The 14,089-nt window shown below is 34.8% G+C and carries 16 protein-coding genes; 15 read left to right on the plus strand and 1 reads right to left on the minus strand.

Annotated elements, in window-relative coordinates; all coding sequences use genetic code 11:
* Nucleotides 1-160: 160 nt before the first annotated feature.
* From BTO11_RS06235 to BTO11_RS06255, 5 genes are all read left to right on the plus strand, one after another.
* Nucleotides 161-430 carry a class IIb bacteriocin, lactobin A/cerein 7B family gene (locus tag BTO11_RS06235; protein WP_105051790.1) on the plus strand — a complete coding sequence of 90 codons (270 nt, stop codon included), beginning with the start codon at nt 161-163 and terminating at the stop codon, nt 428-430.
* Nucleotides 431-516: 86 nt separating this feature from the next.
* Complete coding sequence (locus BTO11_RS06240; RefSeq protein ID WP_105051791.1) at nt 517-840, plus strand: hypothetical protein; 324 nt, start codon at nt 517-519, stop codon at nt 838-840.
* Nucleotides 841-1,243: 403 nt separating this feature from the next.
* Complete coding sequence (locus BTO11_RS06245) at nt 1,244-3,400, plus strand: peptidase domain-containing ABC transporter (RefSeq protein ID WP_105051792.1); 2,157 nt, start codon at nt 1,244-1,246, stop codon at nt 3,398-3,400.
* Between the two features lie 164 nt (nt 3,401-3,564).
* Nucleotides 3,565-3,768, plus strand: a complete 204-nt coding sequence (locus BTO11_RS06250) for a hypothetical protein (protein WP_105051793.1) — start codon at nt 3,565-3,567, stop codon at nt 3,766-3,768.
* A 68-nt stretch (nt 3,769-3,836) separates the two neighbouring features.
* Entirely contained in the window at nt 3,837-4,175 is a 339-nt protein-coding gene (locus tag BTO11_RS06255) for a CPBP family intramembrane glutamic endopeptidase (protein ID WP_105051794.1), read from the plus strand.
* A 372-nt stretch (nt 4,176-4,547) separates the two neighbouring features.
* Here the strand turns inward: BTO11_RS06255 and BTO11_RS16450 are convergent, their stop codons facing one another.
* Complete coding sequence (locus BTO11_RS16450; protein WP_181135854.1) at nt 4,548-4,721, minus strand: nucleoside triphosphate pyrophosphohydrolase family protein; 174 nt, start codon at nt 4,719-4,721, stop codon at nt 4,548-4,550.
* A 417-nt stretch (nt 4,722-5,138) separates the two neighbouring features.
* Between BTO11_RS16450 and BTO11_RS06260 the strand changes: the two genes are divergently transcribed.
* From BTO11_RS06260 to BTO11_RS06290, 10 genes are all read left to right on the plus strand, one after another.
* On the plus strand, nt 5,139-6,383 hold the full coding sequence (locus tag BTO11_RS06260) for a beta-barrel domain-containing protein (protein ID WP_105051795.1): 1,245 nt from the start codon (nt 5,139-5,141) through the stop codon (nt 6,381-6,383).
* Nucleotides 6,384-6,641: 258 nt separating this feature from the next.
* Nucleotides 6,642-6,806, plus strand: a complete 165-nt coding sequence (locus BTO11_RS16455) for a hypothetical protein (protein WP_181135855.1) — start codon at nt 6,642-6,644, stop codon at nt 6,804-6,806.
* Between the two features lie 404 nt (nt 6,807-7,210).
* Nucleotides 7,211-7,399: a hypothetical protein gene (locus tag BTO11_RS06265; RefSeq protein WP_105051796.1), complete on the plus strand. Its 189-nt coding sequence runs from the start codon at nt 7,211-7,213 to the stop codon at nt 7,397-7,399.
* Nucleotides 7,400-7,854: 455 nt separating this feature from the next.
* Nucleotides 7,855-9,099, plus strand: a complete 1,245-nt coding sequence (locus BTO11_RS06270; protein ID WP_105051797.1) for a beta-barrel domain-containing protein — start codon at nt 7,855-7,857, stop codon at nt 9,097-9,099.
* A 264-nt stretch (nt 9,100-9,363) separates the two neighbouring features.
* The gene (locus tag BTO11_RS16460; protein ID WP_181135856.1) at nt 9,364-9,507 is read left to right on the plus strand and encodes a hypothetical protein; all 144 of its coding nucleotides are present in this window, start codon (nt 9,364-9,366) and stop codon (nt 9,505-9,507) included.
* Nucleotides 9,508-9,687: 180 nt separating this feature from the next.
* Nucleotides 9,688-9,831 (plus strand): hypothetical protein, encoded by a 144-nt coding sequence (locus BTO11_RS16465; protein ID WP_181135857.1) that lies wholly within the window; start codon nt 9,688-9,690, stop codon nt 9,829-9,831.
* Between the two features lie 78 nt (nt 9,832-9,909).
* A complete protein-coding gene (locus BTO11_RS06275) occupies nt 9,910-10,644 on the plus strand; it encodes a CPBP family intramembrane glutamic endopeptidase (protein ID WP_181135858.1) in 735 nt (244 codons plus the stop codon).
* A 384-nt stretch (nt 10,645-11,028) separates the two neighbouring features.
* Nucleotides 11,029-13,170, plus strand: a complete 2,142-nt coding sequence (locus BTO11_RS06280; protein WP_105051799.1) for a peptidase domain-containing ABC transporter — start codon at nt 11,029-11,031, stop codon at nt 13,168-13,170.
* A 57-nt stretch (nt 13,171-13,227) separates the two neighbouring features.
* On the plus strand, nt 13,228-13,470 hold the full coding sequence (locus BTO11_RS06285) for a hypothetical protein (RefSeq protein WP_105051800.1): 243 nt from the start codon (nt 13,228-13,230) through the stop codon (nt 13,468-13,470).
* Nucleotides 13,471-13,841: 371 nt separating this feature from the next.
* Nucleotides 13,842-14,087, plus strand: coding sequence for a helix-turn-helix transcriptional regulator (locus tag BTO11_RS06290; RefSeq protein ID WP_105051801.1), 246 nt, complete (start codon nt 13,842-13,844; stop codon nt 14,085-14,087).
* Nucleotides 14,088-14,089 lie beyond the last annotated feature (2 nt).

Consider the following 14,089-nt stretch of genomic DNA (forward strand, 5'->3'; position numbering starts at 1 on the left):
AGACCTTAATGGAAAATAGGGCGGCTAGCTTTAGTCAACTTTGAACAGAACAACTAAAGCCAGCCAAATTAACCGCTAACTTAAATAATTTAAGTTAGCTAATTAACAATCCGACAACATCTTAATGGTAAGAGAACGTCGGAAACATGGAGTATATATTATGCGTGAATTAAACGTAAATGAAATTGAACAAGTTAATGGTGGTGTTATACCTGGTGCTATTATAGGTGCGATTGCTGGTGGTGCTAATGAGGCTGCATCTGGAGGTAGTACCGGTGATATCGTTGGTGCGGTCATGATGGGGGCTATAGCAGGTGCTACTGGTGGCTTAGCTAGTGCTGCTTTCAAAGCAGGACAAAAATTTGCTGGGGCTTTATTGGGTACAACTTCAGTATATTCAACCGTCCTTCCATCACTAACTAAGTCTTGATAATAAATAACATGCAGAAGCTTTAAATTAATGTGCAAAGAGTACTTAGATACTCTTTGCATTTTTCGAAACTATGAAGGCATACAATGAAAAAAGTACTTATTAGATACTGTTCTATTTATCAAGACTGGAACGATGACAACATAGAAAAATGGAATAGCCAAAGACAGAGTGGAATGTTTAAGTTCATATTAATTGAAGGTGTCATTAAATGGGGGGTAACAGCAGCATTTTTATTTATTTCGCTTAAGCTGGTAATGAATGATGTAGGTAAAATGGAGATTATGAGAATTTGTTTTATATGGTTAGTTGCATCACTCGTATATGGCTACGTATATTGGGTAGGTACAACGGCATCATATGAAAATTATGTAGCCAATAATAAAAAAACTCACGATGCTAGAGTCTAGTATTTGGGAGAATAATCTATGCAACAATTAGACTTGAAAGTAGGTTCTGTAGTATTAAACTTTTGTTTAACATTCCTACTTTGCCAAACATTTTTAAGTGTTATTTACGGTTACGAAATTGATCTGTTCAATTTACTTTTATTAATACTACTAGGGCCTCTTATATAATTATTTACGTGAAAGTAAAAAGGTATTATCAATTAAATATTTTGTATTACCGCCTATTTTAGGATTGTGCTTATGGATCGCTTTATATTTATAGCTGGAGTGCTCTTAGCAAGACTCATTAAGGTTAATTTAAAAGAAGATATTGACTTGGAAAGGGTAAATTCATATCTCACTAATTCACTGGCGTAAGTCGTAATTTTAATCCTTTAAGTTGAAGGCTTAAAGGATTAAGAGCATGGAGGGTACAACAATCGACAACTCAATCTTAAACTTCTCATCTTTAAAATCAGTATCTTTGATCCTGCAAGCCGAAGTTGCTGAATGTGGTTTAGCTTCTATGGCGATGGTGGCGAGTTTTTATGGCCACCAACTTGATATGCCTGCCATGCGGAAGCGTTTTTCTGCCAACTTAAAAGGCATGAACTTACAGCAATTAATTGATGTGGGTGACAGTCTTGGTTTAGCAAGCCGTGCATTACAATGCCCGATAGATGACGTGCATAAATTAGCAACGCCATGCATTTTACATTGGGATATGAATCACTTTGTGGTGCTAACTAAAGTCTCTGGTAAAGGCAGTAAATCTACTTTTTCTATTAATGATCCCGCCGTCGGTAAACGTACCTTAACCTTTGACGAATTTGGTAAACATTTTACTGGTATTTGTTTGGAATTAACCCCTACTAATAAATTTGAAGTAAAACAAGAACAAGCTCGGATGAAGTTTACCCAGTTGTGGAGTTCAATGTCTGGATTAAAATCTGGACTGGTTAAGCTGGTATCTTTGTCTTTGGTATTACAACTTTTTGCACTGATGTCGCCATATTATATGCAGTGGGTGGTGGATGAGGTATTAGTTAGTTTTGATGAACCCTTGTTAACTGTGTTGGCTATGGGCTTTGGCTTAATTGTTATTATTTCCACTATAACCAACGCAGTACGTAGTTGGCTTATTCTGCGTTTATCCAGCGTGCTTAATATGCAAATGGGTGTGAATTTACTCAGGCATTTATTGCGCCTGCCAATGAATTATTTTGAGTCTCGGCATGTGGGAGATATTATTTCTCGTTTTGGATCCCTTGCGCAAATCCGTGAACGGATTACTACTGGTTTTGTGGAGACCTTAGTAGATGGTGTGATGTCTATTACGGTATTAATTATGATGGCGTTATATTCATTAAAGTTGACTGCTATTGTTTTAGGGGCAATAACTTTATATACAATAGTGCGTTTAGTTTTGTACCGTCCTTTGCACCAGGCAACAGAGGAGATGATCCAAAGCTCAGCCAAAGAGCAATCTAGTTTTTTAGAAAATATCCGTGGCATGCAAACCATTAAGTTGTTTGGTAATGAATCTCAACGACAAGGTATTTGGCAAAACCGTTATGCAGAAGTGATAAATTCTGAAATTAGACTTGGCCGACTAAACATAAGTTTTGAGTCTTTTAACAAACTGTTATTTGGTCTAGAGAATGTATTTGTTATTTATTTTGCTGCACAGATGGTGATGGTTAATAGCTTAACCGTTGGTATGGTATTGGCGTTTATTGCTTATAAAGGTCAGCTAACGCAACGTTTTGCTAATTTAATTGAGCAAATTATTCAGTTTAAAATGATGCGTTTACACCTTGACCGCATTTCCGATATTGCGCTCACTAATCAAGAGGCTAATAGAGAAGGGAAAGGCGATGGTAATGGAAGTCTACAACTTTCAACTGGTTCTTCAAAAGGAGCGCTAACGTTAGAAAATATATGTTTTGCTTATAGTGATGAAGATGCATCCATTTTAAACAATGTTAACTTGTCATTAAACGCAGGTGATTCTATTGCGATTACTGGCCCATCTGGTGCGGGTAAAACAACGCTAATGAAAATTATGCTTGGGCTATTACAACCAACATCTGGCAGGGTATTGCTCGATGGTAAAGACATTACTCACATTGGCTTAAAAAATTACCGTAAACAGATAGCTGCCGTTATGCAGGACGATACATTATTGGCGGGGTCCATTGCTGACAATATTAGCTTTTTTGATACTCAACCTGATTTTGCAAAAATAGAGCAGAGTGCTCAGTTAGCGTCTATTCATGATGATATTGGTAAAATGACAATGGGATATAACTCTTTGGTGGGTGACATGGGCTCTAACCTTTCAGGTGGACAACTTCAGCGCGTTTTACTCGCCAGAGCTTTATATCAATCACCAAGTATTTTATATATGGATGAAGCGACAAGCCATTTAGACACAGATAATGAAGCTAAAATTAGTGAGCAAATCCAGCACTTATCAATGACGCGTATTATGATTGCACACAGGAAAGAAACGATTAATATGGCCAATAAAGTTTATCAGTTACTTGATGGCCAGTTGACCGAACTCAATAAGCTTTAATTGAATAAGTTTTAAACTAAAAAAGAAATAATCTAAAAAGGAAATAAATTATGGATAACTTGAATCAAGAAAAGGACGTGTTTTCACTTTCAGGATCTTTATTATGGTGCTTTACATTAACTGTTGGGCTTTAGATCATAATTAGTTTTGTATTTACAGTCGGTTTGAGTATAAATGGTGTTGCTTCTGATGATATAGAAGCACAGTTTTTAAAGCCAGATATCATGTTTTATACGTCCTTAATTGCAATGCTCTTATCTATTCCTTTAGTAAAATCTGCTTCCAAACAAGTTACTTATACTCACTTAGCTAGCTTTATAAAAATGATGCCAATTAAAAAAACAGACGTTAATAAAGCCAATTTGTAATTGGCTTTGTGTATTACCTTTTTAAATATTTAACCGTTAAGTTATTAGGTATTGGAACCCCGCAATACATGTTGGATGTAAAATCACAGGTTAGTACTAATTGGGATTTAATTTTACTTGTTATAGCTGTTTGTATTATTGCGCCGATTGTTGAAGAGGTGATTTTTAGAGGTGTTATTTTTTCAAGACTTCAAAACAGTAGAGTTGGTTCACCTGATGCTATTGTCTACACTAGTATTTTTTTTTGTATTTTACATGTACATTATGAGTTAATTATCATGAGATATACACTTTTGATAGGAGTGATGTTGGGCTTTATTAGTTTGAAAACCAGCAATATTTGGTACTGCATAATCTTGCATATGATGGTGAATGTATTTTCTACGATTGAGTTATTTGCGTTTTAGGGGGGGAAGCCGTATATATTTAGTGCTAATGTAATCACCTTTAAAAAGCCTATCTAAATTATAGTGTTACGTCATACATCTAAGTTAGTGCTTATGCACTTAGGAAATTTTTGCTAATAAATTGTTTACGGGAAAAATAATGTTAAGAATATTTTTTATATTAGTCGTCGCTTTGGCTAGTTATACTTACTATAGAGATAATGGCGAAATAAAAATCGGTCTCATGGTAATCCTTGTGTGGTTAGTAGTATCTTTAATACATTCTTATTATGTTAAGTTTTTCCCTCGAGTAAATAAATTATCTACCCCAGAAAACAACTCTCAAATGTAAATTTATTATGAGAGAGGTTAGCGAGCAAAGAACTACTTAACTCATCCCCTAGTGGCTCTTTGTTCATTTATTACCATCTTGGTTAGGCTCTCTTTTTCTAGGTCGATACCTTGCAAATGCGCTATGTCTAAAACCCTAAGTACTATATTTGCCAATACTTCACCAAAGGCATCTGTAGGTATTTCGTTTCGGTATTCTTTAATTGCTTCACCCACTTCAGATGCAACCAGTGCTAAGACTTCTAAATGAGTTGGAGCTAACTTCTCAATACTTAACCAAATTGCAGAATTGGTTACTCTATATTTAATTATATCTTACAGTTTAAACTCCAAGTTTGATTTAAAGCGTAAAAAATAACCTACAGGTTGAATTTTGTTATGTTTTAATTTTTTTCGTGTGAAATTATACACTTCAGTAAGGGGGGTGATATTAATATCATCAATACTAGCTTTTTTCCTTGATATATCAGGTTGATAGATAAATAAAGGTCTGAGTTGAGTAATGTTTTTCTAAAATTAATCAATACAATATTATCTAGTGTAAATTAATAAAGATTTTTATTGACGCAACTTATTTTGTGTGGAAATATTCCAACATTAAGTTGTTGCACGTTGTTATTAATCGGAATTAATATGTCGCTATTTAGAAAGGAAGCTGTAGCTCAACAAAGTGAACGCCTAACGGGTGAGATTATACTGGCTCAGCCATTATCAATAAAATTAACGGTAGGTACGCTTGTCGCCATTACCGCTACAATTGTGTTATTTATTTTTACTGCTGAGTATTCTAGAAAAGAAACCGTTCGTGGCTTTTTAATCCCAATAAAAGGCGTGGTTAAAAGCGTAGCCACACAAGGTGGTGTGGTCGATAAGCTTTGGGTAAAAGAGGGCGATAAGGTAATAAAAGGTCAACCGCTTGTTAGTATTATTATTCAAAAGAAAAACGCCACAGGCATTGACTTAAGTGACCAGCTTATTGAGCAAGTTGAACGTCAAAAGTTAATGCTCTCTGATGAAATAAGCCAACACAACACACTCCAATTACAAGAAGTTAAACATTTAAAACAACGTTATTTAGCATTAAAAAATGAACAAGGTGCATTAACAAATCAGCTAACGTTAGCGGATGAAAAGTTAACCTTATTGTTGGCACAACAAAAATACTTTAATACGTTAAGTAAAAATGGCCATCTCTCCAAGTTTGAAAAAGACACTCAAGAGCAAGAGTTACTAGGCGCAAAACAAGAGAAACAAAATATCAATCGCTTGTTGATACAACAACAAAATGAACTTAGCCAAGTTACTTTTGATATTAATAATATTCCTCAGCAATACGCCCTTAAAATAAATAGTCTTAAACGCCAAAAAAGTGAATTCTCTAGCCAAATAGCACAAATATCTAACGGCCATAAATATACTATTACAGCGAGCCAAGGCGGAGTCGTATCTGGCATTCAAGTTTTTGAGGGCGAAAACTTAACTCAGGCAAAATCTATATTACATATTTTGCCAGAAGACTCAGAACTGATTGCAGAACTGCTATTGCCAACTCGTTCAGCTGGATTTATTGAGGAAGGGAATAACACTCGGTTACGTTTTGATGCCTTCCCATATCAACGCTTCGGTTTTATCCAAAGCCAAATTGTACAAATAGATCAAACATTGATCACACCAAATGAAAGACAAATGCCTATTGCACTACAAGAGCCTGTTTATAGGTTAAGTGCTAAGTTGAATCAACAGCAAATCCAAGCGTTTGGCAAAGCGTTCGACTTAAAAAGCGGGATGTTATTTGACGCAGACATCATGCTTGAGCAGCGCACATTAATAGAATGGCTGCTAGAGCCGCTATACAGCTTAAAAGGCCGAGTTGGTTAAAGCTATGGCTAAACTAAAATGGGTGTTTGGTAATAAGTAGAGATAAGAATTTAAAAGAATTTTCTAACTAAGGGATTAGTGTTAATAACTAGACCTTAACGGAAAATAGAGCGGCTAGCTTTAGTCAACTTTGAACAGAACAACTAAAGTCAGCCAAATTAACCGCTAACTTAAATAATTAAGCTAGCAAATTAACAATCCGACAAATCTTAAGCCTGGATACAAGCAAAGAAATGTCAGAAACATGGAGTATATATTATGCGTGAATTAAACGTAAATGAAATTGAACAAGTTAATGGTGGATTCATTGTGAGTGCAATTAAGGCTATTGTGAAGTCTTTTAGTTCGAAAAACACAGCACGTGCTATTACAGTTTTGGAGACTACTGAAACTTTAGTCTCTGACACTGAGACTGCTAAATAGCAAATAGCAAATAGCAAATAGCAAATAGCTATTTGCTATTTCAACTTCAATTCTAATTTTAAGTGAAAAAGATGTTAAAAATTTTTTTTATACTAGTAGTATCTTTGACTAGCTATACCTACTATAGGGATAATAAAGAAGTAGATGTCGGTCTCATGGTAATCCTTGTTTGGCTACTGTTGTCTTTATTACATTCTTTTTATTTGAAATTGTTATCTTTAAAAAGAAAAAAATATGACCGTTAGTATTTTTGTGAAAAATGCAGCGAAGCTAACTTAAACTACTATTCCAATTATGTGTTCTTTAATGTACACCGGTTTATATATGTAATCACAAATTCAAAAACTAATTAACTTTTCATCCTTAAAATCAGTTCCATTGATCCTGCAAGCTGAAGTTGTTAAATGTGGTTTGGCTTCCATGGCTATGGTGGCGAGTTTTATAGTTTTAAAAAATTAAATATAAATGGTCATGTCATTCAAGACGTTAGCTTTATAAAGGGTGAGAAAAATATTTTAGGGACTAATATTTTGTCAAAATTTGATTTCCCTAATCGTCAAATGTACCTGAAATCAAGGAATGAAAATGAATAAATATATCTTTATTACCTGCATTATCTTTTTGAGTGCCTGTACATCTCAATCTGGACAACGAGGGAATAGTTCTCTTGATTGCAAAAGAGTGGAGGAGCAATGTAGATTCTCAGGATATTATGATGAGTGGTATACAACCAATGGTGATTTAGGATGTAATTGCGTTGACTTGTAGCTAATAGTTTATTTTAAGTGTGGTTATGTAAAAATACACACGTTTAAATTAAGGTTTACATGAAAATATAAGAATGGTATTAATATCACCAATACTAGTTTTTGCCTTGACGTATCAGCTTAGTATGTAACTAAATCTTTGATTTTATTATGTTTTTATAAAATTAACAAATGCAATATCATCTAGTGTAAATTAATAAAAATTTTTATTGACGCAACTTATTTTGTGTGGAAATATTCCAACATTAAGTTGTTGCACGTTGTTATTAATCGGAATTAATATGTCGCTATTTAGAAAGGAAGCTGTAGCTCAACAAAGTGAACGCCTAACGGGTGAGATTATACTGGCTCAGCCATTATCAATAAAATTAACGGTAGGTACGCTTGTCGCCATTACCGCTACAATTGTGTTATTTATTTTTACTGCTGAGTATTCTAGAAAAGAAACCGTTCGTGGCTTTTTAATCCCAATAAAAGGCGTGGTTAAAAGCGTAGCCACACAAGGTGGTGTGGTCGATAAGCTTTGGGTAAAAGAGGGCGATAAGGTAATAAAAGGTCAACCGCTTGTTAGTATTATTATTCAAAAGAAAAACGCCACAGGCATTGACTTAAGTGACCAGCTTATTGAGCAAGTTGAACGTCAAAAGTTAATGCTCTCTGATGAAATAAGCCAACACAACACACTCCAATTACAAGAAGTTAAACATTTAAAACAACGTTATTTAGCATTAAAAAATGAACAAGGTGCATTAACAAATCAGCTAACGTTAGCGGATGAAAAGTTAACCTTATTGTTGGCACAACAAAAATACTTTAATACGTTAAGTAAAAATGGCCATCTCTCCAAGTTTGAAAAAGACACTCAAGAGCAAGAGTTACTAGGCGCAAAACAAGAGAAACAAAATATAAATCGTTTGTTAATACAACAACAAAATGAACTGACTCAAGTTCGTTTTAATATTGAAAATATTCCTCAGCAATATGCACTTAAAATCAATAATCTTAAACGCCAACAAAGTGAATTTTCCAGCCAGATAGCCCAAATATCTAACGGCCATAAATATACGATTACCGCGAGCCAAGGCGGAGTTGTGTCTGGTATTCAAGTGTTTGAAGGTGAAAACTTAACTCAAGCCAAATCCATATTACATATTTTGCCAGAAGACTCAGAACTGATTGCAGAACTGCTATTGCCAACTCGTTCAGCTGGATTTATTGAGGAAGGGAATAACACTCGGTTACGTTTTGATGCCTTCCCATATCAACGCTTCGGTTTTATCCAAAGCCAAATTGTACAAATAGACCAAACTCTGATCACACCAAATGAAAGACAAATGCCTATTGCACTACAAGAGCCAGTTTATAGATTAAGAGCCAAGTTGAACCAACAGCAAATACAAGCTTTTGGCAAAGAGTTCGACTTAAAAAGCGGGATGTTATTTGACGCAGACATCATGCTTGAGCAGCGCACATTAATAGAATGGCTGCTAGAGCCGCTATACAGCTTAAAAGGCCGAGTTGGTTAAAGCTATGGCTAAACTAAAATGGGTGTTTGGTAATAAGTAGCGATAAGAATTTAAAAGAATTTTCTAACTAAGGACTTTCTAATCAGAAGATTAGTGTTAATAACTAGATCTTGAATGGAAAATAGGGCGGCTAGCTTTAGTCAACTTTGAACAGAACAACTAAAGCCAGCCAAATTAACCGCTAACTTAAATAATTAAGTTAGCGAATTAATTCCGACAAACATCTTAATGGTAAGAGAATGTCGGAAACATGGAGTATAGATTATGCGTGAATTAAACGTCAATGAAATAGAGCAAGTTAATGGTGGTTCATTTAATGCGCCAGAGCCTGAATATATTTGGGTTCGCGACCCTCTTACTGGTGGTTACAAAAAAATGCAAGTATCACCATATATTTTTGGCCAATAAGAATTCTCATTCTACTTTTATAACAAAGTAAAATGAAAATAGAGCGGCTAGCTTTAGTCAACTTTGAACAGAACAACTAAAGCCAGCCAAATTAACCGCTAACTTAAATAATTAAGCTAGCAAATTAACAATCCGGCAACTTTCGTATAAAAGTAATGTCGGAAACATGGAGTATATATTATGCGTGAATTAAACGTAAATGAAATAGAGCAAGTTAATGGTGGTATATCGTGGACTGGAGCGGCAAGAATGGCAGTAAAATACTTATCTCGTATGCCATCTTTTAGAGGGCCTAGTAGATATAATGGAGAATGGAATGGTTAAGCGACACCTAATAAAGTATATAAACTAAATAGGAGTTTTTTGAGCATGGATGCTCTCATCTATTATAAAAGTGAAAGTATGGAAGAAGTATTTGATCAAAGAAATAAAAAAATTGGAGATGTCTTAAATACGGCGTATTGGATATTTTTCCTATCAATAGTTTTACCTTTTTTTTCAGCATTTTTTATTTTAATTTCAGGGGTGGGCTCTCTGTTTCTGAGCGATGTGTCTACGTTAGAACATATAGAGTCTAATCCATTCTTTAATTTCTTAAGTACAATTATGTGGACAATATTAATTATTCCATTAATTAAATACTCTCTAGACGTTAAAAGCTACTCGGACTGTATAAGAAAATTAGCATTTAAGTCTATCTCGATTTATCCATTACTGGGAAGTATTCTAGTGATGTTTGTATTTTCATTTTTTGAGTCGTTATTTTTTAAGTTTGAAATATTAGAAGTACCGAGTTTTTTACTCGAGCTTGAGTATCAAACAGATTCAATATTAGAAGTCGTGATGTTATTTATAATTGTTGGTGTAGTGGGTCCTTTTATCGAAGAAATTATATTTAGAGGAATAGCTTATGAAAGATTAAAATACAGTACGTTAGGTCCGGCAGGAGCAGTTATTATGCCAAGTATTATTTTTACATTTATACACACTCAATATGAGCAGCCTATCCTTTTAGCTTTAATTTTTGTTTCATCGTGTATTTTTGGATGGCTTCGTTATTTTACTGGTAATTTATGGTATCCGATAATTGGACATGTTGCTATGAATGTTCTTTCGTTATCAACTGGGCTTTTATGACTATAATTATTAGTTACATTTATTCTCTAAGCTGAATGTGGTTTGGTTTCTATGGAGGAGATGGCTAGTTTTTTTAGATATCAGCTTAATATTAGGGTTACCAAAGAAATATATGAACTGACCAAAGTTGTTAGTTAGTGATTTATTTTTTTAGCAGGTAAGATGAAAAACATACTCTTTATCACAATGTATTTATTTTTTGTGATTTTGAACGCTTACTCTCGGTTTCTTTTGTTGGGATTTTAGCAAGCGCTGTGTTTTCTCACACAATGCAATATAACGCAGCGGACTTATAAAAATAATCAGATATATTTATACAAAATAATACTTAGTTCTGTGCATAAGCAACATTTGAATACTCGACCAATTTTAAAGGTGACGATCATGGAAGATACAATAAATAATAGTTCATTACTTAACTTCTCATCATTAAAATCAGTTCCTTTAATCCTGCAAGCGGAAGTTGCTGAATGTGGACTTGCTTCCATGGCGATGGTGGCGAGTTTTTATGGCCACCAACTTGATATGCCTGCCATGCGGAAGCGTTTTTCTGCCAACTTAAAAGGCATGAACCTGCAGCAATTAATTGATGTGGGTGACAGTCTTGGTTTAGCAAGCCGTGCATTACAATGCCCGATAGATGACGTGCATAAATTAGCAACGCCATGCATTTTACATTGGGATATGAATCACTTTGTGGTGCTAACTAAAGTCTCTGGTAAAGGCAATAAATCTACTTTTTCTATTAATGATCCCGCCGTAGGTAAACGTACTTTAAGTGCTGATGAATTTGGTAAACACTTTACTGGTATTTGTTTGGAGTTAACCCCCACTAATAAATTTGAAGTAAAACAAGAACAAGCTCGAATGAAGTTTACCCAGTTGTGGAGTTCAATGTCTGGATTAAAATCTGGACTGGTTAAACTGGTGGCTTTATCTCTAGTGTTACAACTTTTTGCACTGATGTCGCCGTATTATATGCAGTGGGTAGTGGATGAAGTATTAGTCAGTTTTGATGAACCACTGTTAACTGTGTTGGCAATGGGCTTTGGTTTAATTGTTATTATTTCTACTGTGACTAATGCGGTACGTAGTTGGTTAATATTGCGTTTATCTAGTTTGCTTAATATGCAAATGGGTGTGAATTTACTCAGACACTTATTGCGTTTGCCCATGAATTATTTTGAGTCACGCCATGTGGGAGATATTATTTCTCGTTTTGGATCCCTTGCGCAAATCCGTGAACGGATTACTACTGGTTTTGTAGAGACCTTAGTAGATGGTGTGATGTCTATTACGGTATTAATTATGATGGCGTTATATTCATTAAAACTCACCGCTATTGTTTTAGGTGCAATAACTTTATATACAATAGTGCGTTTAGTTTTGTACCGTCCTTTGCACCAGGCAACAGAGGAGATGATCCAAAGCTCAGCCAAAGAGCAATCTAGTTTTTTAGAAAATATCCGTGGCATGCAAACCATAAAACTGTTTGGTAATGAATCTCAGCGACAAGGTATTTGGCAAAACCGTTATGCAGAAGTGATAAATTCTGAAATTAGACTTGGCCGACTAAACATAAGTTTTGAGTCTTTTAACAAACTGTTATTTGGTCTAGAGAATGTATTTGTTATTTATTTTGCTGCGCAGATGGTGATGTTTAATAGCTTAACTGTAGGTATGGTATTGGCGTTTATTGCTTATAAAGGTCAGCTAACGCAACGTTTTGCTAATTTAATTGAGCAAGTTATTCAGTTTAAAATGATGCGTTTACATCTTGACCGAATTTCCGATATTGCGCTCACCAGTCAAGAGGCTAATAGAGAGGGCTCTGTACAGATTAAAAATGGTGATTCCAAAGGCGCGCTAACGTTAGAAAATATATGTTTTGCTTATAGTGATGAAGACGCAGCCATTTTAAACAAGGTTAACTTGTCATTAAACGCAGGTGATTCTATTGCGATAACTGGCCCATCTGGTGCCGGTAAAACAACGCTAATGAAAATTATGCTTGGGCTATTACAACCAACATCCGGCAAAGTGTTGCTAGATGGTAAAGACATTACTCACATTGGCTTAAAAAATTACCGTAAACAGATAGCTGCCGTTATGCAGGACGATACATTATTGGCGGGGTCCATTGCTGACAATATTAGTTTTTTTGATCCTCAGCCTGATTTTGCAAAAATAGAGCAGTGTGCTCAATTAGCATCTATCCATGATGACATTGGTAAAATGACAATGGGATATAACTCTTTGGTGGGTGACATGGGCTCTAACCTTTCCGGTGGACAACTTCAGCGTATATTATTAGCCAGAGCGTTATATCAATCACCAAGTATTTTATACATGGATGAAGCGACAAGCCATTTAGACACAGATAATGAAGCTAAAATTAGTGAGCAAATCCAACACTTATCCATGACACGTATTATGATTGCACACAGACAAGAAACTATTAATATGGCAAGCAAGGTTTACCGATTGCTAGATGGTGAATTAACCGATGTTCAGTTAACAAAGTAGTGAGCGATAAGAACTTTCTAACCAAGGTACTCGCAAGGTTATAAGAGGCTTGTATACATGAATAAAATAGATAAAACTAAAGAACAAAAGCTAATGAAAAAAATTAGGCAGAGTTTTATTTTCTACACTGTCATTGGTTGTAGTGTTATCTCCTTCTTCTTACTAATTTCTATTTTTACTAGTTCAGGGGCATCTTTATTACCATACTTATTTATAATTATATTACTTTCATTAAATTATCTATTTATTAAAGATTGTTTTGCCGAATTATTAACTCTATTGCAAGGCGATGAGAAATAATAATCTATATGCAGCAGTATCTTTTTTAATACATAGAATTAGTTTTTATACTGTTCTAAATACTTTGGAAGGTATCAGCCATATGAGTATGACTTTAGCTCTTCTTCCTTTGGTACAGCCTGTTTAGATAATCGATACTTTGTTTCTTTTGAGCAATCCATTTTTAAATTTATGAATATGCCCAAGTTGTAAGACTACGCGAACTGAATCAGGGTATTAGATTTGTGTAAGTGAATTATTTTAGCTATTAAAAGTGATCTAAGCTGTAAGTGTGATTATAATACATAGGAATAATTAGTCCCCTCACTTATTTTATAAGCTAACATGCTTAAGGGGATTACAATTAAATAACGAATGGGTAAATATTAGCGATGAAGTTTTCAGGTAAAGAACTAAGGGGATTGAGAAAAGAAGCTGGATTTACTCAAGCTCAAATAGCTAAAGAAATCGGGATCAGTCGTGAAACGGTTGTAGCGATTGAAAATGAACATCCTAAAGTCATAGATGCACTTAGCCTTGAGGTCGTTAATGCCTGGTGGTTAGCGTGCAGACAGTCTGTGTCCGAGAGCAGTCAATTATCATTTAAGGTTCAGTTGCTAAAGTTTTTTGGTATGTAGTT

Source organism: Psychrosphaera saromensis, from assembly GCF_002954545.1.
GTDB classification, from domain to species: Bacteria; Pseudomonadota; Gammaproteobacteria; order Enterobacterales; family Alteromonadaceae; genus Psychrosphaera; species Psychrosphaera saromensis.

Bases quoted from the DNA above. Each gene is read 5' to 3' on its own strand.
- BTO11_RS06235 (WP_105051790.1), top strand. From the start codon at position 161: ATGCGTGAATTAAACGTAAATGAAATTGAACAAGTTAATGGTGGTGTT.
- BTO11_RS06240 (WP_105051791.1), top strand. From the start codon at position 517: ATGAAAAAAGTACTTATTAGATACTGTTCTATTTATCAAGACTGGAAC.
- BTO11_RS06245 (WP_105051792.1), top strand. From the start codon at position 1,244: ATGGAGGGTACAACAATCGACAACTCAATCTTAAACTTCTCATCTTTA.
- BTO11_RS06255 (WP_105051794.1), top strand. From the start codon at position 3,837: ATGTTGGATGTAAAATCACAGGTTAGTACTAATTGGGATTTAATTTTA.
- BTO11_RS06260 (WP_105051795.1), top strand. From the start codon at position 5,139: ATGTCGCTATTTAGAAAGGAAGCTGTAGCTCAACAAAGTGAACGCCTA.
- BTO11_RS16455 (WP_181135855.1), top strand. From the start codon at position 6,642: ATGCGTGAATTAAACGTAAATGAAATTGAACAAGTTAATGGTGGATTC.
- BTO11_RS06265 (WP_105051796.1), top strand. From the start codon at position 7,211: ATGTGGTTTGGCTTCCATGGCTATGGTGGCGAGTTTTATAGTTTTAAA.
- BTO11_RS06270 (WP_105051797.1), top strand. From the start codon at position 7,855: ATGTCGCTATTTAGAAAGGAAGCTGTAGCTCAACAAAGTGAACGCCTA.
- BTO11_RS16460 (WP_181135856.1), top strand. From the start codon at position 9,364: ATGCGTGAATTAAACGTCAATGAAATAGAGCAAGTTAATGGTGGTTCA.
- BTO11_RS16465 (WP_181135857.1), top strand. From the start codon at position 9,688: ATGCGTGAATTAAACGTAAATGAAATAGAGCAAGTTAATGGTGGTATA.
- BTO11_RS06275 (WP_181135858.1), top strand. From the start codon at position 9,910: ATGGAAGAAGTATTTGATCAAAGAAATAAAAAAATTGGAGATGTCTTA.
- BTO11_RS06280 (WP_105051799.1), top strand. From the start codon at position 11,029: ATGGAAGATACAATAAATAATAGTTCATTACTTAACTTCTCATCATTA.
- BTO11_RS06285 (WP_105051800.1), top strand. From the start codon at position 13,228: ATGAATAAAATAGATAAAACTAAAGAACAAAAGCTAATGAAAAAAATT.
- BTO11_RS06290 (WP_105051801.1), top strand. From the start codon at position 13,842: ATGAAGTTTTCAGGTAAAGAACTAAGGGGATTGAGAAAAGAAGCTGGA.